This is a genomic window from Pedobacter puniceum, from assembly GCF_009674685.1.
GTDB classification, from domain to species: Bacteria; Bacteroidota; Bacteroidia; order Sphingobacteriales; family Sphingobacteriaceae; genus Pseudopedobacter; species Pseudopedobacter puniceum.
Window position 1 is genome coordinate 243,325 of record NZ_WKJI01000004.1, and the last position, 19,438, is coordinate 262,762.

18 protein-coding genes and 2 tRNA genes are annotated in these 19,438 nt (G+C 34.8%); 15 read left to right on the forward strand and 5 right to left on the reverse strand.

Translation table 11 applies throughout. The features are described from left to right. Window positions 1-11 precede the first annotated feature (11 nt). Window positions 12-887 carry a chromate resistance protein ChrB domain-containing protein gene (locus GJJ64_RS14670; protein WP_154288517.1) on the reverse strand — a complete coding sequence of 292 codons (876 nt, stop codon included), beginning with the start codon at window positions 885-887 and terminating at the stop codon, window positions 12-14. 224 nt (window positions 888-1,111) lie between these two features. Here GJJ64_RS14670 and GJJ64_RS14675 point away from each other — a divergent pair, with 224 nt between their 5' ends. Both GJJ64_RS14675 and GJJ64_RS14680 read left to right on the forward strand, forming a co-directional pair. Beyond that, on the forward strand, window positions 1,112-4,036 hold the full coding sequence (locus GJJ64_RS14675) for a TonB-dependent receptor (RefSeq protein ID WP_154288518.1): 2,925 nt from the start codon (window positions 1,112-1,114) through the stop codon (window positions 4,034-4,036). 82 nt (window positions 4,037-4,118) lie between these two features. Beyond that, complete coding sequence (locus GJJ64_RS14680; RefSeq protein WP_154288519.1) at window positions 4,119-5,048, forward strand: sulfite exporter TauE/SafE family protein; 930 nt, start codon at window positions 4,119-4,121, stop codon at window positions 5,046-5,048. Window positions 5,049-5,104: 56 nt separating this feature from the next. Here GJJ64_RS14680 and GJJ64_RS14685 read toward each other — a convergent pair whose 3' ends face one another. Both GJJ64_RS14685 and GJJ64_RS14690 read right to left on the reverse strand, forming a co-directional pair. Continuing rightward, window positions 5,105-6,646, reverse strand: a complete 1,542-nt coding sequence (locus GJJ64_RS14685; RefSeq protein ID WP_154288520.1) for an alpha-L-fucosidase — start codon at window positions 6,644-6,646, stop codon at window positions 5,105-5,107. Window positions 6,647-6,845: 199 nt separating this feature from the next. Then, on the reverse strand, window positions 6,846-7,274 hold the full coding sequence (locus GJJ64_RS14690) for an RrF2 family transcriptional regulator (protein WP_052176702.1): 429 nt from the start codon (window positions 7,272-7,274) through the stop codon (window positions 6,846-6,848). Between the two features lie 220 nt (window positions 7,275-7,494). Between GJJ64_RS14690 and GJJ64_RS14695 the strand changes: the two genes are divergently transcribed. From GJJ64_RS14695 to GJJ64_RS14755, 13 genes are all read left to right on the forward strand, one after another. Continuing rightward, window positions 7,495-7,983, forward strand: a complete 489-nt coding sequence (locus GJJ64_RS14695) for a c-type cytochrome (RefSeq protein ID WP_154288521.1) — start codon at window positions 7,495-7,497, stop codon at window positions 7,981-7,983. An 18-nt stretch (window positions 7,984-8,001) separates the two neighbouring features. Continuing rightward, window positions 8,002-9,990: a Sec-dependent nitrous-oxide reductase gene (gene nosZ, locus GJJ64_RS14700; protein ID WP_154288522.1), complete on the forward strand. Its 1,989-nt coding sequence runs from the start codon at window positions 8,002-8,004 to the stop codon at window positions 9,988-9,990. A gap of 46 nt (window positions 9,991-10,036) precedes the next feature. Beyond that, window positions 10,037-10,609, forward strand: a complete 573-nt coding sequence (locus GJJ64_RS14705; protein ID WP_154288523.1) for a hypothetical protein — start codon at window positions 10,037-10,039, stop codon at window positions 10,607-10,609. Continuing rightward, window positions 10,606-11,058, forward strand: a complete 453-nt coding sequence (locus GJJ64_RS14710; RefSeq protein WP_154288524.1) for a nitrous oxide reductase accessory protein NosL — start codon at window positions 10,606-10,608, stop codon at window positions 11,056-11,058. The genes GJJ64_RS14705 and GJJ64_RS14710 overlap by 4 nt, the downstream gene beginning before the upstream one ends. Beyond that, entirely contained in the window at window positions 11,055-12,287 is a 1,233-nt protein-coding gene (gene nosD / locus GJJ64_RS14715) for a nitrous oxide reductase family maturation protein NosD (protein WP_154288525.1), read from the forward strand. The genes GJJ64_RS14710 and nosD overlap by 4 nt, the downstream gene beginning before the upstream one ends. After that, the gene (locus GJJ64_RS14720; RefSeq protein ID WP_039447295.1) at window positions 12,272-12,982 is read left to right on the forward strand and encodes an ABC transporter ATP-binding protein; all 711 of its coding nucleotides are present in this window, start codon (window positions 12,272-12,274) and stop codon (window positions 12,980-12,982) included. Before nosD ends, GJJ64_RS14720 begins: the two co-directional genes overlap by 16 nt. After that, window positions 12,979-13,749, forward strand: a complete 771-nt coding sequence (locus GJJ64_RS14725; RefSeq protein ID WP_229655552.1) for an ABC transporter permease subunit — start codon at window positions 12,979-12,981, stop codon at window positions 13,747-13,749. The genes GJJ64_RS14720 and GJJ64_RS14725 overlap by 4 nt, the downstream gene beginning before the upstream one ends. A gap of 124 nt (window positions 13,750-13,873) precedes the next feature. Beyond that, window positions 13,874-14,827 carry an iron-sulfur cluster repair di-iron protein gene (gene ric, locus GJJ64_RS14730; RefSeq protein ID WP_154288526.1) on the forward strand — a complete coding sequence of 318 codons (954 nt, stop codon included), beginning with the start codon at window positions 13,874-13,876 and terminating at the stop codon, window positions 14,825-14,827. A gap of 26 nt (window positions 14,828-14,853) precedes the next feature. Next, entirely contained in the window at window positions 14,854-15,321 is a 468-nt protein-coding gene (locus GJJ64_RS14735) for a hemerythrin domain-containing protein (RefSeq protein WP_154288527.1), read from the forward strand. Then, complete coding sequence (locus GJJ64_RS14740; protein ID WP_154288528.1) at window positions 15,302-16,126, forward strand: DUF2249 domain-containing protein; 825 nt, start codon at window positions 15,302-15,304, stop codon at window positions 16,124-16,126. Before GJJ64_RS14735 ends, GJJ64_RS14740 begins: the two co-directional genes overlap by 20 nt. Then, a complete protein-coding gene (locus GJJ64_RS14745; RefSeq protein ID WP_154288529.1) occupies window positions 16,119-17,408 on the forward strand; it encodes a hypothetical protein in 1,290 nt (429 codons plus the stop codon). Before GJJ64_RS14740 ends, GJJ64_RS14745 begins: the two co-directional genes overlap by 8 nt. After that, the gene (locus GJJ64_RS14750) at window positions 17,395-17,721 is read left to right on the forward strand and encodes a metal-sulfur cluster assembly factor (RefSeq protein WP_229655553.1); all 327 of its coding nucleotides are present in this window, start codon (window positions 17,395-17,397) and stop codon (window positions 17,719-17,721) included. Before GJJ64_RS14745 ends, GJJ64_RS14750 begins: the two co-directional genes overlap by 14 nt. Before the next feature lie 120 nt (window positions 17,722-17,841). Further along, complete coding sequence (locus GJJ64_RS14755) at window positions 17,842-18,882, forward strand: hypothetical protein (protein WP_154288530.1); 1,041 nt, start codon at window positions 17,842-17,844, stop codon at window positions 18,880-18,882. 85 nt (window positions 18,883-18,967) lie between these two features. On the opposite strand, the gene GJJ64_RS14760 is transcribed toward GJJ64_RS14755, so the two are convergent. Next, window positions 18,968-19,043: transfer RNA gene (locus GJJ64_RS14760), tRNA-Lys, on the reverse strand. Between the two features lie 53 nt (window positions 19,044-19,096). After that, window positions 19,097-19,172: transfer RNA gene (locus GJJ64_RS14765), tRNA-Lys, on the reverse strand. Window positions 19,173-19,438: the final 266 nt, after the last annotated feature.

A 19,438-nucleotide genomic window follows, 5' to 3' on the forward strand; every position in this document is an offset into this window, starting at 1 on the left:
TGATGCACAAACTATTTAGAAGAGATTTTACCTTTTGGATGTATTTTACTTTTTAAAGCTTTTTTATATTGAGCAGGGCTCAAGTCATAAATTTTTTTAAAAATTCTTGTGAAATGACTTTGATCTGAAAATCCCGTAAGAAAAGCTATTTCTGATAATTTATAATCAGTGCTTTCTATTAAAGATATAGCTTTTTCTATGCGTAGTTTTCTGATATAATCTCCAAAAGAAAGATTATCAAAATGTTTAGCAAACTCTCTGGATATATAAGCAGGGTTTACTTTTAACTCTTCTGAAACATCTTTTAAACTAACATTCATATTAATGTCTATTTGGTCTTGTATAATTTCCTTGAGTTCTTTTGCCCAAGATGGCGTTTTTTTACCCTGCTCTTTTTGATGTTTCAGATATTTATGATAAACATCAAGAAACAAGCTATCGGTAGAATTTTGGGTATGTTTAACATGTTTTAAATGTTTTGCCCAACTGTATAAAGCATCGTAAATAATTAGTCCTATCTCTAAAAGTTCATTATCATCTTTATAATTATAAGCCAAACCCGCGGATATTGCCCATAAACCAGAAGCTTGGGGCGCTAAATGATGGGCATCTGTATCGGCACCTCTAACAATTAAAGATAGGGTAGTAAGCGCCTCGTCTTCTAGCTTGTATTTCTCAATAAAATAATCGAAAGTACATTTATCTTGATAATGGGTAAACTCTACATGAGGGACATCAAACGGAATTGCACCCAGCTCTTGCGCTTTTCTTATAACATCTTGCGCTGCTACATAAATTATTTCTGCATCAGCATCAATAAATCTTTTAATAAGCCAAGGGCAAGCTATTCTATCTATTTTAGGCCTTTTTCTGGTAATCCATTTCATATGTTTTGCTTAGAAATCACTAAAGTAAAAATAAAATCTACAAAATCTATAGATTTTATTTGTATAGTTTAAAAGTTTGTTTTAATATTGTCGACCAAATCAGTAGGATTTATTGTTTATATAAATTATGTCGACTATGAAGATGTTAAAAATGTGTTGTTGTTAGAAGAGCCAACCTCCGCAAAAAAGAAAAATGAAATATGAATAAGAATTAAAAAGAAATCATGAATAAACTATATACCACTATCTTACTTATACTGCTGCTCATAGGCAGTACCAAAACAACATCAGCCCAAGGGAATAACTTTATCGTTGTATCCGGAACTGTGCTAGGGCAGGATGATAAATTACCTCTTCCGGGCGTAACTGTAACTATAAAAAATACCGTTTCTGGAACATCTACCAATTCTGCCGGTCAGTTTGAACTAAGAACTAGAGCTAAATTTCCTTTTACTTTGGTTATTTCTAGTGTTGGCTTTCAAACTCAGGAATTTCTCATAGAAAATGCAGATTCTAAGCTTAATATAGAGCTCGTTACCCAAACTCAACTGGGTAAAGAGGTTGTCGTAACTGCATCTAGGGTAGAGGAAAGTATCCTGAAATCTCCGGTTGCTATTGAGAAATTAGATATCAGAGCCATAAGAGAATCTCCGGCTCCAAGTTTTTATGATGCTTTAGAAAATGTTAAAGGTGTGCAAATGACCACCTCAAGCATCACTTTTAAAGTTCCAAACACCAGGGGATTTAATATACCTAATAACTTTCGTTTTGTACAATTGGTAGACGGTGTTGATATGCAAGCAGGTACCTTAGGTGTACCGCTCGGTAATGCTATCGGGCCAACCGAATTAGATATTGCCAGTGTTGAGATTACTCCGGGTGCGGCTTCTGCCCTTTATGGGATGAATGCTATCAATGGTATGGCCAACTTAATAACTAAAAGTCCTTTTCTATATCAAGGGTTAAGTGTTTACCAAAAAAGTGGTTTAAACCATTTGGGAGGCACAGGAAGAGAGCTTAGCAATTTATCTGAAACAGCTATCCGTTACGCTAAAGCTTTTAATAACAAATTTGCCTTCAAGGTTAATTTAAGCTACATGAGAGGTACAGATTGGGTTTCTGATACGCGTACAAATCAAAATCCTAACAATTTAAATACTGCTAATCCTTCTTTTCCTGAGCTTAACGCTGATGCGGATAACCCAGCTTATGACGCATGGAATAAATATGGTGATGATAATGGTAGCAATGCTGTAACACTTACTGGATTAAGCATTCCAGGTAGAACAGGAAGTCAAAGTATCATCGTAAGAAGAACAGGTTATTTTGAAAAAGATGTGGTACAACCTACAGTAGATAACCTAAAATTTGATGCTGCTTTACATTACAGATTTAGTGATAATGCCGAGCTTTCTTATGGCTATCGCTTTGGTAAATTAGATGGTTTATTTCAACGTGGTAACAAAATCCAAATGGATAATGTAAATGTACAAAACCATAAACTAGAGCTTAAAGGGTCTAATTATTTTATTAAATCTTACTTATCTGTAGAAAACACAGGCGATTCTTATAATATTAAACCTTTGGTTGATAATTTGGATATTACCAGTGGTGGAACAAATAGTGTTTGGGGAGCAAAATATAGAACAGCTTTACAAAATGCGCTAAACAATGGTACACCATTAGCAGAAGCTTTACGTATAGGCAGGGCCGCAGCAGACGCCGGAAGAGTAGAGCCTGGTACACCACAATTTAATGCTTTAAAAAGCCAGATTATTAAAATTAATAATTGGGATCATGGTGCGGTTATCCCGGGTGCACCAGCAACCGGAGGGGCGTTTTTAACACAGAGAAGTCGTACTTACCATACCGATGCGCAGTGGGATTTATCAGAAAAAGTTAAAATATTTGATTTGTTGATAGGTGCTGATGCTCGTATTTATGAGGTTATCCCTGATGGTAATAACTTCGTAGATTTCTCTAGACCTATAGCAGAAAGAACTACTCCTTTAGCTGATGGGAGCTTCGGAAACAATGTTTATTACAAGAAATTTGGTTCATTTGCGCAAGTAACAAAAACCTTTTTTGATGAAAAATTGAAGTTATTTGGTTCGGTAAGATTAGATTATAACCCAGAGTTTGATCCTAAACTTAACCCACGTATAGCTGCGGTTTATACCTTGGCGCAAAAGCACAATTTTAGGGCATCTTTCCAAAATGGATACCGTTTCCCTGCCTTGTTTGAAGCTATTTCTTATGTGAATAATGGAAACATCAGAAGGGTAGGAGGTTTGTCTTATATCAACAATGGTTTAAATTATTTAGACAATTCTTACACTTTAGCATCTATAAATGCATTTAATGCTGCGGTAAACAGAAGCGTAGCAGGTGGGGCTACTACAAATGCAGCAGCATTGCAAAATAGAGATCTTTTAGAGGTTACCAATTTAGGTGAAACTCGCCCAGAGCGTATTAACTCTTTTGAGGTAGGTTATAAAAGCGTTTTATTAGAAAATAAATTAGTTGTGGATATTGATGCTTATATCAATGAGTATGATGGTTTCTTGGGTCAGGTTGAGGTGGCTGTACCTTACAGAGCAGGCACCAATTTAACACAGCAAGTAACAGTAGGTTCAGATGAGGCTGTTTTAGCTGCTGTTCAAGCTAATAGAAACAATCAGCAAGTGCGTTACAGGGTATATACCAATGCAAAAAACCAGTACACAAACTATGGTTCTTCATTAGGCTTAACCTACAATTTCTATCAGAAGTTTACCATAGCAGGTAATGTTACCTATAATGATATTACTGAAAGTAAAAACAGAGATGTATTTGTAACTGGTTTTAATACACCTAATTGGGCTACAAATTTATCTTTCGGAAACAGAGAGATTGTTAAAAACTTAGGATTTAATATTGGTTGGAGGTGGCAAGAATCTTTCTTGTGGGAAAGTCCGCTTGTAAATGGTACTGTGCCAGCATTCCACTCTTTTGATGCGCAGGTTACTTATAAAGTTCCTCAAGCAAAAGCCAATATAAAATTAGGAGGTACTAACTTATTTAATAGGAATTATGTGCAATACGCCGGCGGACCAACTTTAGGAGGTTTGTATTATTTGGCACTTACATTTGATGGGCTTTTAAACTAAAATATTATTAACACGCTGGTTAATCTGGTTTCTGTTTTTGAATAAAAACAGGGCCAGATTTTTTCCATTTATACAATTCAGAATGATAGATCAAAAAACAACGCAGACAAAAACTAATTTACCTAAAACAGAAGAACGAAAATGGAAGAACATTGCTACACTTAGCTTAGCGCTATTAGCTTTAGTTATAATAGGAGTAAGTGTGGTAGAGTATTTTACCTTTAACGAGGTTAGAGATTATGTAATTAAACAGGTAGATAAGCAATTTTTGTTTATGGTGGCTGTTGGTTTTTTTGCCCAGATGGTAGATGGTGCATTAGGGATGGGTTACGGTGTAATTTCTACTACTTTATTACTTTCTGGCGGATTAAATCCGGCTGTTATTTCTGGAAGTATACATACGGCAGAGATGTTTTCAAGTGGCGCATCAGGTTTTAGCCATTACAGGTTTGGCAATGTGAATATGAAGCTGTTTAAAACACTTTTAATTCCGGGTGTTATTGGTGCAATAGTAGGTGCTTTATTATTAACAACTCTGGGCGAAGAGAATTCTAAATGGGTTCGTCCGGTACTTTCTGTTTATACCTTTATTTTAGGAATAAGAATTCTAACCAATGCCTTTAAAAAAGATATCAAACCTAAAAAAGTAAGAAGAGCAGGATGGTTAGCGGGTGCAGGTGGCTTTTTAGATTCTTTTGGTGGCGGTGGCTGGGGGCCTTTAGTTACCAGTACCTTGATATCAAAAGGAAGAAGTCCAAAATATGTTATTGGTTCTGTTAGTTTAACCGAATTTTTTGTTACTATGGCTAGTGCGGTAACTTTCTTTATCATGTTGGGTACAAGCCATATAGAAACCATTATAGGTTTAATTTTAGGAGGTCTTTTAGCGGCACCTATAGCAGCCAAATTAGTGGGAAAACTACCCGTAAAGAAAATGTTTATTGGGGTAGGCTTAATTGTATTAATTTCCAGTATCCGGATTATATGGAACTCTATAGATAAGTTGTTGTAGGTGAAATATTAATCATAAAAAAGCCCGAAATTTCATCAATTTCGGGCTTTTTTAACTTAGTTTTTAAACTGTATTTTGTAAGTGGTAACCTGCCAATTTGGAAGTTTTGTTGGTTTCTGGATAACCAACTTACCATTTTCTTGTTTCCAATTTAGTTTTTCTTTGCTTCCCAATAACTCTATAGAAGCAATAGTTTTATTATTGTATTTTGTGTTTTTACCTAATGCTTGTATGCTAATCTCATTTTGAGGATTTTTCATACAGAAAGCATATAATGTTTCGCCTTTTGTTGTGAAACGGATATCAGTTGATTCAAAAGAACGCTCATCGCTTACACCACCAAATTTACCTTCAGGTTTGTTAGAACTTGTTGATGGTCCTTCGCCATAAATTTTCCATGGTCTAGAGCCATAAATTGCTTCTCCGTTTACTGGCGTCCAAGCGGCAATTTCTTCTAAGATGTTTAAAACATCAGGTTCTAAATCTCCTTCTGGAGTTTGCACTACGTTAATTAATAAGTTTCCGTTCTTACTTACAATATCAACTAACATTTGCAAAATTTCTGTTCCACTACGGTACTTCTGTCCGGTACGGTAAAACCAATCTCCAATAGATGTATCTGTTTGCCAAGGAAACGGACTGATAGAATCCATCACACCACGTTCTATATCTTGCACCCAACGTCCTTCAGATGGTCTTCTCTTACTATTGTAAACGGCTTCTAATTTGCCGTTGTTTTTTGCGATATCTTGATTATAAAAATGAGCTAGCATTTTATGGCCAGTTTCACCAAAAGGTAATTCACTATCAGAATATAATAAATCTGGTTGGTAAAGATCTATCAATTCTTTAACGCTTTTTAACCAATTCGCATGATTTTTTGGGTCGGTAGTTAACCATGCTTTTTCATCAGATTTGGCATAATATAAATCCTCATACTGTGGGTCGTTTCCATCATAAGGAACTCCAGCTAAAGGCCCAGTTTTATCAGCACCTTTATTAGTTTGAAACCAGTTATAGCTAGCACCTAAATGTTCTGAAACGCCAAACTTTAAGCCTTCTTTTTTAGCTGCTTGTTGCCATAACCCAACAACATCTTTCTTAGGGCCGATTTTTACCGAGTTCCATCTATGGATTTTAGAATCCCATAAAAAGAAATTATCATGATGCACCGCCATACTCACAAAATATTTAGCTCCAACTCTTTTAAATAGAGCCATTAATTGTTCCGGATTCCATCGTTCTGCTTTCCAAAGAGGTAATAAATCTTTGTATCCAAATTTTGATGGATGTCCGTAGGTTTTTACATGATATAAGTAAGCAGGATGAGGTTTTCCGGTATATTCATTCTTTTTTCTGTCATAATAATCACTTTGATACATATCACGGGCGTACCAATCTCCTTGTCTGGGTACAGCCTGCGGCCCCCAATGAGACCATATACCAAACTTAGCATCTCTAAACCATGCTGGGTATTCGTATTGTTTAAACGATTCAAGATTGGCTTCAAATTTTTGAGCTTTAAGCGTACTAGAAAAAGACACAAGAAAAAATAGCGAAGCTAGTATTCCTGTAATTCTACAGTTTAATCTGGTCATAATAGATTCTAAATTATCTTTTAAAATTGGTTTTTAGGAATTTTAAATGTAGCTATTTTTTTTAAAATCTAATAAAAAATAAATTTTGTAAAGTATTGTAAATGAATGTCTAACAAAAATTGAAATCGATTTTTATTTTCTTAACACTGAATTAGATAAACAATAGGCTTATTCAGGAAAAAAAAGAAGAAAATGAATTTTATCTCAGAAAGTAACCTGTTTTATCAAAGTCTTTTACCAGCTCATCAACAGATTTTTTACTAAACTCTGTAAGTAATTGTGTTCTTATGGGTTTTATTTGTTCATGCATTGGGCAGGGTTTGGTATCAGAGCAAGTTTTTAAACCCATTACACAAGAGCTAAACAGGCCAGAACCATCAATTGCTTTTATAATATCTACCAAATAAATGTCTTTTGGGTTTTCTATGAAAAAGCCTCCGTGTGGTCCTTTAATAGAAGAGATTACTTTTTTACGAGCTAAAGCTTGTAAAATTTTTCCAGTAAAATGTGTAGGCGAGCCAATAGCTTCAGAAATAGCAATTATCCCGGTTTTTTCACCTTGTTGTGTTTTTAAAGCGATATAAATAGCTGCCCTAACAGCATATTCGCAAGATTTTGAAAGTATCATTCTGTATAAAAATCATAGCTAAGTTAAGCATGTTATGATAAAGCAAAAATTATAATTACGTCTCTTATTCTTTATAAATCTAAGAATGTGATGTAAATCATTTATCAGGAAATAATAAAAGATAATTTTGTCTTTAATTATAAAGGTAATAGAATTTGCTTCATTTTAAAATGCCGAAGCGGATTTAAAGAACATATTAATAACTCATAAAACAGGTAAAATGAAAAATTTAACAAAAGTATCAATTGCATTATGGATGGTAATAGTAACCTTCATTTACGCATGTGGTGGTAGCGATAAGCCTACATCAACACAAGAGCAAGCAGAAGCGCCAGCAGAGCAAGCAACCGTTACAGATACCAAAGCAAAAAGTAACAGCAAGGGAGTAGGGCGTTTTACATCAGTAGAAATTGGGCCTATAGATCATGATTTGGCAGCCAAAGGAGAAGCTGTTTTTACTTCTAAATGTGCTGCTTGCCACAAAACCACGGCAGATAAGGTAGTTGGGCCAGGTCTTAAAAATATCACCAATATCAGAGAACCAGAATGGATCATGAATATGATTACCAATCCAGAAGAAATGACCAAAAAAGACCCTGTTGCTAAAGCTTTATTTGAAGAACATTTAGTTCAAATGACTTTTCAAAATGTATCAGACGATGAAGCCAGGCAGATTCTGGAATTTCTTCGCAAAAACGATTCACAATAGAATTTAAAACATAAAGACATGAAAATGAAATTTAATTGTTTATGGGTTGCAGCAGGTATTACTGTTGTAACAGCTATGGGTTTTTCTGGTTGTAAACCAGGGAAAGTAAGCCAAGAGGCAGATGGAGATGCCGCCGAAAAGGTTTATGTAGCGCCAGGGAAGTATGATGAACTTTATATGTTTGCTTCCGGAGGTTTTAGCGGGCAAATTGCTGCTTACGGTTTACCTTCTGGCCGATTGTTAAAAGTGATTCCGGTATTTTCTCAAAATCCAGAAAATGGTTATGGTTATTCAGAAGAAACCAAACCCATGCTCAATACATCGCATGGTTTTGTCCCTTGGGATGATACCCACCATCCACAATTATCAAAAACTAATGGACAGGATGATGGTCGCTGGTTATTCATTAATGGTAATAATACGCCAAGAATTGCCAGAATTAACCTCGCTACTTTTAAAACAGAGGAAATTATTGAGCTTCCTAATGTTGGCGGAAATCACGCATCGCCGTTTTGCACAGAAAATACCGAGTATATTGTAGGTAACACCCGTTTTAGTGTTCCTTTAGATGCCAATAGTGATGTATCTATAGATTCTTACAAACAAAACTTTAAAGGCGCTGCATCTTTTATAAAAGTAGATAAAGATAAAGGTACCATGAATTTAGCTTTTCAATTGGTAATTCCTGGTTTCAACTATGATTTAGCCAGAGCCGGAAAAGGCGTTTCTAAAGATTGGATTTTCTTTTCTACTTACAATACAGAGCAAGCCAATACCATGTTAGAAGTAAATGCCAGTCAGCGTGATAAAGATTTTGTAATGGCCGTAAACTGGAGAAAGGCAGAACAGCTTATAGCACAAGGGAAAGGTAAAAAAGTACCTGCCAGATACGCACATAACGTATGGAATGAAGAAACACACTCTGCAACATCAACCATCAAAAAAGATGTATTAATGTTAGATGTTAAAGATTATCCGGGTATTGTTTACTATATCCCTTGTCCAAAATCTCCGCATGGTGCAGATGTAGACCCAAGTGGCGAATATATTGTGGCCAGTGGTAAACTAGCAGCTGTTATTCCGGTATTTTCCTTCAAAAAAATGTTAAAAGCTATAGAAAGCAAACAGTTTGAAGACCAAGGTTTAGAAACAGGCATACCAGTTCTTAAATATGCCGCCGTTTTAGAAGGCGAAGTAGAAAAACCAGGTTTAGGCCCATTACATACCGAGTTTGATAGCGAAGGTTATGCTTATACTTCTATGTTTGTTTCTTCAGAAATTGTGAAATGGAAATTATCTACCAGAGAGATTATAGACAGAATTCCTACTTATTATTCTATTGGTCACTTATCTGTTCCGGGTGGTGATAATAAAAAACCTTACGGAAAATATGTAGTAGCGCTTAACAAAATTACCAAAGACAGGTATTTATCAACCGGGCCAGAGCTTACACAATCAGCTCAATTGATAGATATTACTGGTAATAAAATGAAGCTATTGTTAGATTTTCCTACCATTGGCGAGCCGCATTATGCTCAATCTATCCCGGCAGCGCTAGTAACCAAAAATCAAGTTAAGTTTTTCAAATTAGAAGATAACTACCATCCTTACGTTGCTAAATCAGAAAAAGACGCAAGAGTGGTAAGAAAAGGAAACCGCGTTGATGTTTACATGACAGCCATTCGCTCTCACTTAGCACCAGACAATATTGAAGGCATTAAACTAGGCGATGAAGTTTATTTCCATCTAACAAATTTAGAGCAAGACTGGGATGTGCCGCATGGTTTTGCCGTAAAAGGTGCCAATACAGCCGAGCTTTTAGTGATGCCAGGTGAAACAGCAACATTAAAATGGGTGCCAGACCGCGTAGCGATGTTCCCTTTCTATTGTACAGATTTTTGCTCTGCCTTACACCAAGAAATGTCTGGCTATATCAGGGTATCTCCAAAAAGCTCTACACTTCCTATTTCCTATAAAATAGGGGAGAATCCAATAGCCAAAAAATAACCAACAAGTCGGGGGAGAAATTCCCCCGGTTTTTTAAAATTGAGTCATGAAAAAGAAATCCAGAATTATCATTGCCATAAGCGGGTTACTCTTATTAAGTGCTTATTTCTTGCCTTTGTGGCAAATCATTTTAGAGGCACCACAATACCCAGAAGGTTTAGGCTTAAAAATCTGGCTAAATAATATAACCGGAAATGTTGACCAAATAAATGGCTTAAACCACTACATCGGTATGAAACATATTGTTGTAGAAGATTTTATAGAGTTTAAAATTGTACCCTATGTTTTTACTGCGATTGTGTTAACTGCTTTTTTAACGGCCACAATAGGCAATAAAAAGCTTTTATGGTTTCTATTTATTTTACTGATGTCTTTTTCTGTAGTGGGTTTGGTAGATTTTTATTTATGGGAGTACGATTACGGCCATAACCTAGACCCTAAAGCGGCTATAAAAGTGCCGGGGATGTCTTACCAACCGCCACTTATTGGCTACAAACAACTATTGAATTTTCTTGCGGGTTCTTTTCCAGATATAGGCGGTGTATTTATTTCAATTGCAGTAATACTGGTAGGGCTTACATTATTTATGGAAAGAAATATTAAATCATTAACATCATGAAAATACTAATTTGTTTTTTATGGATATGCTTAAGCTTAAGTGCTTGCAATCAAGGGCCAGAACCTATAAGCTATGGTAAAGATGCTTGCGCTCATTGTAAAATGAGTATTATGGATGATAAGTTTGCAGCAGAAATTATAACCGCTAAAGGCAAAATTTACAAGTTTGATGCTATAGAATGCATGACAGATTTTATTCAAGAGAACCAGGAAATTAATGTTCCTGAAGCTTCTTTCTTAGCAATGAATATGGCACAACCAGGAAATTTTATTGATGCTAAAAAAGCCTATTTCTTAAAAGACAAAGCTTTTAAATCTCCCATGGGTGGTAATTTAGCGGCTTTTGAATTAAAACAATTGGCAGAAAACAATAGGCAAAATCCAGATTGGGAAATTTTCTCATGGGATGAACTTTTAGAAAATCAACAAATTTCAACTGTTTTAAAATGAGGGTATTACTGCTCGTCTTATGTTTGTTTATTCCAGAAATGCTTATTTCTAGGACTATTGTTGTTGCTCCAGCAGGTAAGATAACGTCGTTAAAAAATGCGGTTGCCTTAGCAAAAGACGGAGATACAATTATAGTTAAAGCGGGTAAATACAATTCTTTCAATACCCTCATTAATAAACAGCTTACTATTTTAGGGCAAGGTTATCCGGTTTTAGATGCTGGTTTTAAAGAAGAGTGCTTAACCATTACCGCACACCACGTTAAAGTGGATGGTTTTATTGTTAAAAACTCTAAAACCGGAGCCATGAGAGATTATGCAGGTATACGTTTGCATCATACGGCTTATGTAACCATCAGTAACAATAAATTACTCCATAATTTTTTTGGGATATATGTTTCAGATTCTAGAAATATCCAAATCTTAAATAACGAGTGTAAAGGTAGTGCCATACAAATGGAATCTGGCAATGGCATTCACCTTTGGAAATCTAACCACATCACCATCAAAAATAATTATGTAACCGGCCACCGGGATGGGATTTATTTCGAGTTTGTGAAAGCCAGTTTAATACACCACAATTTAAGCGAGAAAAATTTTAGATACGGCTTACATTTTATGTTTTCTGATGATGATGTTTATCAATACAATACCTTTAAAAACAATGGTTCTGGTGTTGCGGTGATGTATTCTAAACGCATAAAAATGACAAACAATGTCTTTAAAGAAAACTGGGGGAGTTCTATTTACGGTTTGTTGCTAAAAGATATTTCTTACAGTCAAATAAGTAATAACAATTTCATAAGAAATACCACGGGTGTTTATATGGAAGCTTGCGAGGAAATAAGCATCAGTAAAAACAATTTTAATAATAACGGATGGGCCATAAGAGTATTAGCCAATTGCATAAATAGCAAGTTTATAGCTAATAATTTCATTGCCAATTCTTTTGATGTAAGTACCAACGGAACCCTTAACCTCAACCATTTTGAACATAATTATTGGGATAAATACGAAGGTTATGATTTAAATAAAAACGGCATAGGTGATATTCCCTACCGCCCCATCAGTTTATATGCACAAATTATGGAGCAAATACCACAAAGTGTTATGCTGATGAGGAGTTTTATCATTAATCTGATGGATAAAGTAGAGCGCTCTATACCATCGGTAACGCCAGAATCTGTTAAAGATGTACAACCAAAAATGAAACCATGGAAGAACTTATAAAAATTTCCAATCTTAAAAAGTCTTTTGGCAAACTCAATGTCTTAAAAGGCTTAAACTGTAGTTTTAATGGCGGTAGGGTAGTATCTATTTTAGGTCCAAATGCTTCAGGTAAAACCACTTTAATCAAATCTATTTTAGGTATGGTTATACCAGATAGTGGCGAGATATTTTTTAAAGGTTCTCCTGTTGTGAACACCTATCAATACAAAGAAAATATTGGGTATATGCCTCAAATTGGGCGTTATCCAGATCATATGCAAATAGGACAGCTTTTGAAAATGATGCAGGATATCAGGAAAAAGCATAGCGGTTTAGATGAAAGTTTGATAGCAGCTTTTCAACTTCAAAGCATGTTTAACAAAGCCATGCATACCTTATCTGGCGGAACGCGACAAAAAGTAAGCGCTGCCCTAGCTTGTTTATTTAATCCGGATGTTTTAATACTTGACGAACCAACAGCAGGTTTAGATCCTTTAGCAGCAGAAATCCTGAAAGAAAAAATACAGGAGCAAAAGGCGAAAGGGAAATTAATTCTTATTACTTCACATATCATGAGCGAGGTTGATGAAATTGCAGATGAAGTGATGTATTTATTTGAAGGACAAGTAAAATTCTTTATGCCACTTAGCCAAATTAAATCTAGCACAGGCGAAGAAAAATTAGGCAAAGCCTTAACTAAAATTTTAGCATCATGATGTTTAAAATAGCTAAATATATCATTTTTGATATTCTTAAAAGTAAGGTTTTACTTGCTTATACCTTACTTCTTGCCATTATTTGTACCAGCATTTTTATGGCTGATGCCGATGTTACTAAAGGTTTGGTAAGTATTACAACAGTCATGCTCATTATTGTGCCCTTGGTAAGTATTGTTTATGCAACTACATATTATTTTAATGCTTACGAGTTTACAGAACTTTTGGTATCACAGCCAATAAGTAGGCTGCATATTCTGATGGGGAAATATATAGGTATCAGTACATCTATTCTTCTTGCTTTTGTCTTGGGTGTTTGTGTGCCCATAGCGGTATTTGCTTTTTCTACCACAGGTTTAACCATGATGGCTACCGGCGCTTTACTTACACTAAGTTTTATTTCTCTTGCTTTTTGGGCATCAACCATTACCAGAGATAAAGCTAAAGGGATAGGTCTGGCTTTAATGATTTGGTTTTATTTCGCTATTATTTTTGATGGCTTGGTACTGCTTTTTCTTTTCCTTTTTGGCGATTATCCTTTAGAAAAAGCCATGATAGCTATTATCTCTCTTAATCCTATTGATTTAGCTAGGATATTGATTCTCTTGCAATTAGATATTTCTGCCCTTATGGGTTATACCGGGGCCTTATATCAGCAGTTTTTTGGTAGCGGTTTAGGCATAGCTTTTTCTTTAATACTCCAACTTTTGTGGATTGTAATTCCTATGATATTGGCACTTAAAATCTTCAAAAAGAAAGACCTCTAATTACTTCAATTATTCTCCTAAAAATCGTTCAAACGTGATGGTCATCATTTTTTACTACTGAATTTCTTAGCTCTTTTGTAATAGAAGATAAATTTATCTTTTATTATGTAAAGCAAGAAATTTTATGAAAACTATTCTAACACTTGATGTAACCAAGATTGAACCTCGATTTAAGCATCCACAAATTTTTGAAAAATTTGACGATTTAAATCCAAATGAGGCATTTATTATTCATAACGACCACGATCCAAAACCGCTTTATTACCAATTGATAGGAGAGCGTGGCCATGTTTTTACATGGGAGTATTTAGCCAATGGTCCAGAAATTTGGGAAGTAAAAATTGGTAAAATAGATGCCAATCAGCCGCAAGAAACCATTGGCGAAATGGTTGTAAAAGATTACAGAAAAGCACAGGTTTTTAAAAAGTTAGGTATAGATTTTTGCTGTGGAGGTAAAAAAACACTAGCCGAAGTTTGCGATAAAAAGGGAATTGATGTTGAAGTCGTAAAAGCACAACTTTCTGAAATTAACGATATAGAGCAGGCAAATACATTACCTTTTGATTCATGGGATTTAGCTTTTTTAAGTGATTATATTGAAAATACCCATCATCAATACGTAAAAGAAAATATTCCTTTCATTCTTGAACTCGCAAATAAAGTTGCTCGTGTACATGGCGATAGACATCCAGAGCTTATAAAAGTTGCTTATATCTTCAACAGGATAGCTCATGATTTAAGCTTACATCTTGAAAAAGAAGAAAAAATTCTTTTTCCTCATGTTAAAGCTTTAGCATCGGCAGCTAAAAATAAAACCAAATTTATTGAAGCACCTTTTGGTAGCGTAAGTAATCCTACACAAATTATGGAGGTAGAACATGAACATGCCGGAGAAGATTTAGCTGAAATTCGTGAGCTTACGCATAATTATTTGTTGCCTCAGGATGCCTGCACATCTTACACTATTCTCTTTAAGAAATTACAAGAGTTTGAAAACGATTTGTTTAATCATGTTCATCTAGAAAACAACATTCTTTTCCCTAAAGCCATTCGCTTAGAGGAAGATTTAGCGGTTTGAAAACAATAAAATCCACCAAAAAGCATATGAAACGTAACAAGAATCTGATTGAGTTATCCAGAGACCATCATCATGGTTTATTATTAGGATGGAAAATTAAGCAAGGCTTAAAAAAGCAAGCGGCTGTAATAGAAATCATAAAGTATGTGGCTTATTTTGCTCAGGAAGCGTTGTTTAAACACTTTGAAGCAGAAGAAAATCAGATTCTTGTTTACTTGCTTCCTGATGATGAGCATGGTAAAATAGTAATGAAAGAGCATAAAGAAATTAGAACATTAATTCAGCAACTTATTTCTTCAAAGCCGAAAGATTCAGCGGGTCTTATGCGTCTAGCTGAGTTATTAGAGGCTCATATCCGTTACGAGGAAAGAGAATTTTTTCCTTATCTAGAGTCTACTTTAGCTGCAGATGAGTTAGAAATTATAGGTAAAGAGATTGATCATTTACATGTTCCTTACATAGAAAATTATCCTCATGAATTCTGGGCAAATTAATTTACAAACCAAAATTTCTGTATTAATAAAGCATAATTCTGCTGTGATAGAGGCTTTAGCAGCTTTAAATCCTCATTTTAATAAACTCAGAAATCCGCTTTTGAGGAAACTTTTTGCAGGCAGAGTTAGCATTGCCGATGCCTGTAAAATTGCAGATACCAAGCCAGAAGATTTTATGCAGAAAATGTCTGAAATAGGTTTTGAGATTGATGATGCTAAGCGTTTAGAAGATAATACAGTATTAAGCCTTAAAGATTTTCCTTTTCAGGATTTAGAACCGGTAACATTAGATGTAAGAGCGTTTATCAATCGTCAGGAAGATCCTTTAAAGCAAATCCTTCATGCTATTGAAAACCTCCAGCAGCAGCAGTGTTTAAAGCTTATCAATACTTTTGAACCCATACCTTTAATTCATTTACTAGCCAAAAAAGGTTTTAAACATCATGTAGAAAGACAAAACCCCAATTTGGTTATCACATGGTTTGCCAAGCAAGAACAGGATCAGCTAAAAGAGAAAATAAAAACAAATGATGTGTTTGAAAGCGCTCATGATGAGTTTATACAACAGCTGCAAGTTTTTGGTGACGATATAATAACACAAGATGTTAGGCATTTAGAAATGCCTTTACCCATGGTAAGCATTTTGCAAAGCCTAGAAAAACTACCTCAGGCTAAAGCTTTATATGTTAAACACAAGAAGGTTCCATTAATTCTTCTAGAGCAGCTAAAAGAACGTGGTTTTACATGCTTGATGCAAAGAGTAGATGATAAAAATATAAACCTTTTGATTTTCCATCATGACTAACCAAAGCCAATCATCCTTATATCAATTAGTGGTTACGCATTATCTCCTAGCCGCTTGTTCTTTTTTAGCTATGGCTGTCATGTTATGGATAGCTTCTGAGGATTTAAACGGACATTATTTTCATCCCAAATTATTGGCTATCACCCACACAGCAGCTTTAGGATGGGCTACTTTAATTATTTTTGGTGCTTGTTATCAACTGCTCCCGGTAATTTTAGAAACCACTTTGTATAGTATAAAACTAAGCTGGTTAAGTTTAGGCTTATTCTTTATAGGTTTAATTTTTTTAGTGTTCTCCTTTTGGATTTTTGAGCCCGGCATCATCATGCAAATCGCTAGTGTTTTTCTTTTAGTAGGCATTGTGTTTTTTGTGCTAAACATGGTTTTAACAGCTAAACAAGTTAAAAACCAAAATATTTATCAAGAGTTTATGGTTACAGCAAGCATTTGGCTCTTAGTAACGGCTATTTTAGGACTGCTAATGGTATTTAATTTCCGATATCCGTTTTTGCCTAAGGACCATCTTCAATTTCTAAAAATGCATGCTCATATGGGTATAGGTGGTTGGTTTTTATTACTCATTATGGGGGCTAGTGCTAAACTTATTCCTATGTTTTTAGTATCAACCAAACAACCTGTTAAATATCTAAATGTGGCTTATTATCTCATCAATATTAGTTTGCTTTTGTTTTTGATAGATACTTATTATGCCGGAATTAACTTTAAAACATATTTTATTGCTTTAATTGCTGCTTGTGGTATTACAGCTTGGTTAGCCTATGTTTTAGAATGTGTATTTAGTAGAATGCGTAAAACTGTAGATTTACCTATTTGGCATACGCTTTTATCTTTTATTTTGCTTGTAGTGGCACTTATTGTATTGCCATTTATCATTTATCATCAGTTAAAAGAGAATCCCTTAGCCATCAGAAATTCTAATTTATATGGTACTTTATTATTAATGGGATGGATAACAGCGCTTATTTTGGGGCAAACCTTTAAAACCTTACCTTATATAGCTTGGGTAAAACATTATGAGCACTTAACAGGAAAAGGCAATATCCCTTTGCCCGCAAACTTATACAACAATGGTTTGCTTAAAGTGCAACTTGTTGTTTTTTCGCTTTTCTGCTTGATATTTTATGTGGGCTTAATGGTGAAATCTACTTTACTCGTTAAAATAGGATTGATATGTTTTTTATCAACTGCGCTACTGTATGTTGCTAATGTATTGGTGGTTGTTCTTCATAAACCCAAAAGAATAAGTCATGAAACAGTTTGATATTACAGAAAAAGATGATTTCTTAAAGATGGAAATTATGGAAACCCTACGTTTAGTTATAGACCCAGAGCTAGAAATAAATATCATGGATTTAGGTTTGGTTTATGCGGTTTATGTAAAAGAAAATCAAATTGAAATAGAGATGACTTTATCTTCATCACATTGTCCAATGGGATCCAGTATAGTAGGTGGAGTGCAAAATTGCCTAGAGCAGCATTATCCTGATTATAAAACCACCGTTAATTTAGTTTGGGAGCCAGCATGGTCTCATAAAAATATATCGGAAGAAGGAAAACGTTTATTGGGTATCTAAATGAAACGGATAGCTAAGATAAATTTTGTGCATTGGGTGTTTCTCAATTTTGTGGTTTTGGCATTATTTGGTGTCGTTCTGAGGTACATGATTAGTTTCTCTATACCCCAGCTAAACTACATGAATATTTTACATGCACATTCTCATTTCGCTTTCGCTGGATGGGTTTTTCTAGCTTTTGTTTTAATCTTCGCCAATAAACTACCTGTACAGCATCAAAAATCTTTTTCTTGGATAGCACTTTTAACTATTCTTTCTTCTTACGGGATGCTTGTTAGTTTCTCCATACAAGGCTATAAGCTTATTTCTATCATTTTGTCTACCTTATTCTTATTTGTTACTTATTGGTTTGCTTATGTGGTATTAGGGCGGCTGCGGCAAATGGGTCAGCTGGTATCAAAACAATTAATTAAAGCTAGTATTTGGTTCTTGATATTATCTTCTGTTGGTCCTTTTGCTTTAGGTTTTTTAAAAGCATTAGGCTATAGCGGAGTTGTTTATCAAAACGCTATCTATTTTTATTTGCACTTTCAGCTTAACGGTTGGATGTTGTTAGCCGCATTAGGATTAATTGCTCTTGAGTTTTTGAAAGATCAAAACCATCAGCCCATTTCTACCTGGTTAAAGTTATTTATAGGCTCTACGTTGCCTTTGTTTTTCATTTTTACATTATGGGCAAAGCCCCTTCAGTATGTTTATATCATCGCTTTTTTAAGCGCCTTATTGCATGCTATAAGTTGGTTTGTTATGCTATTTAAGCTGCGTAAAAGAACAGCTAAATTACCTTATTCCATCAATTTTGTAGTGTTGGCGATATCTCTCAAAGTACTTTTTCAAGTGATCATTTGTTTGCCAGAGGTTTCCTCTTGGGTAGCGTCTCAAAGAAACTTAATTATTGGTTATTTACACCTTATAACTTTAGGATGTATAACTCCGGTGCTCTTTCATCAATTAATCTTAAAAACTATACAGACAGAATTACTCAATAGGTTTTATCTGCTCTTGAGCTTTGCTTACGTATTTCTACTTTTTTTACAGCCTTTTTTAGGTCTTTACGCAGTTGTTATTCCTTATTATCAGGATTTACTTTTTATAATATCTGTACTTTTTGCTGGCTTAGGCTTGTTTTATTATTTAAGATTGAGGCTGCTAAGGGTTTAAAAGAAGGAAATTGTAAGTGATTTTGATAGGGATGATAAACCGCCTATAAACCAAAAAAGCTTCCCTATAAGAGAAGCTTTAATTTTGGTGATCCCGCTGGGATTCGAACCCAGGACCACTACATTAAAAGTGTAATGCTCTACCAGCTGAGCTACGGAATCAGTTTCTTGATTTGATAAAAAAAGCCTCACTTGCTGAGGCTTGTGTATTTTTTTGGTGATCCCGCTGGGATTCGAACCCAGGACCACTACATTAAAAGTGTAATGCTCTACCAGCTGAGCTACGGAATCATACTTTCTTATTCGTTTTACCGTTTTCTCGAAAGTTGTGCAAAGATAGCGTTCTAAGCTATACCATGCAAATGATTTTTACCTTTTTTTAGAAGCTATTGAACTTTAAGGGATTAAAATGATTTCGAAGTAAAAACTCCTTGTTTTCACGATGATATTTAATCTTGCTTTAGCCTTTTATTTATAAGATACTTACTAAATATGAAGCTAATTTATGGATATAGTAAACTTTATCATAGTTAATTTTTAAACCCCTTATCATTAAC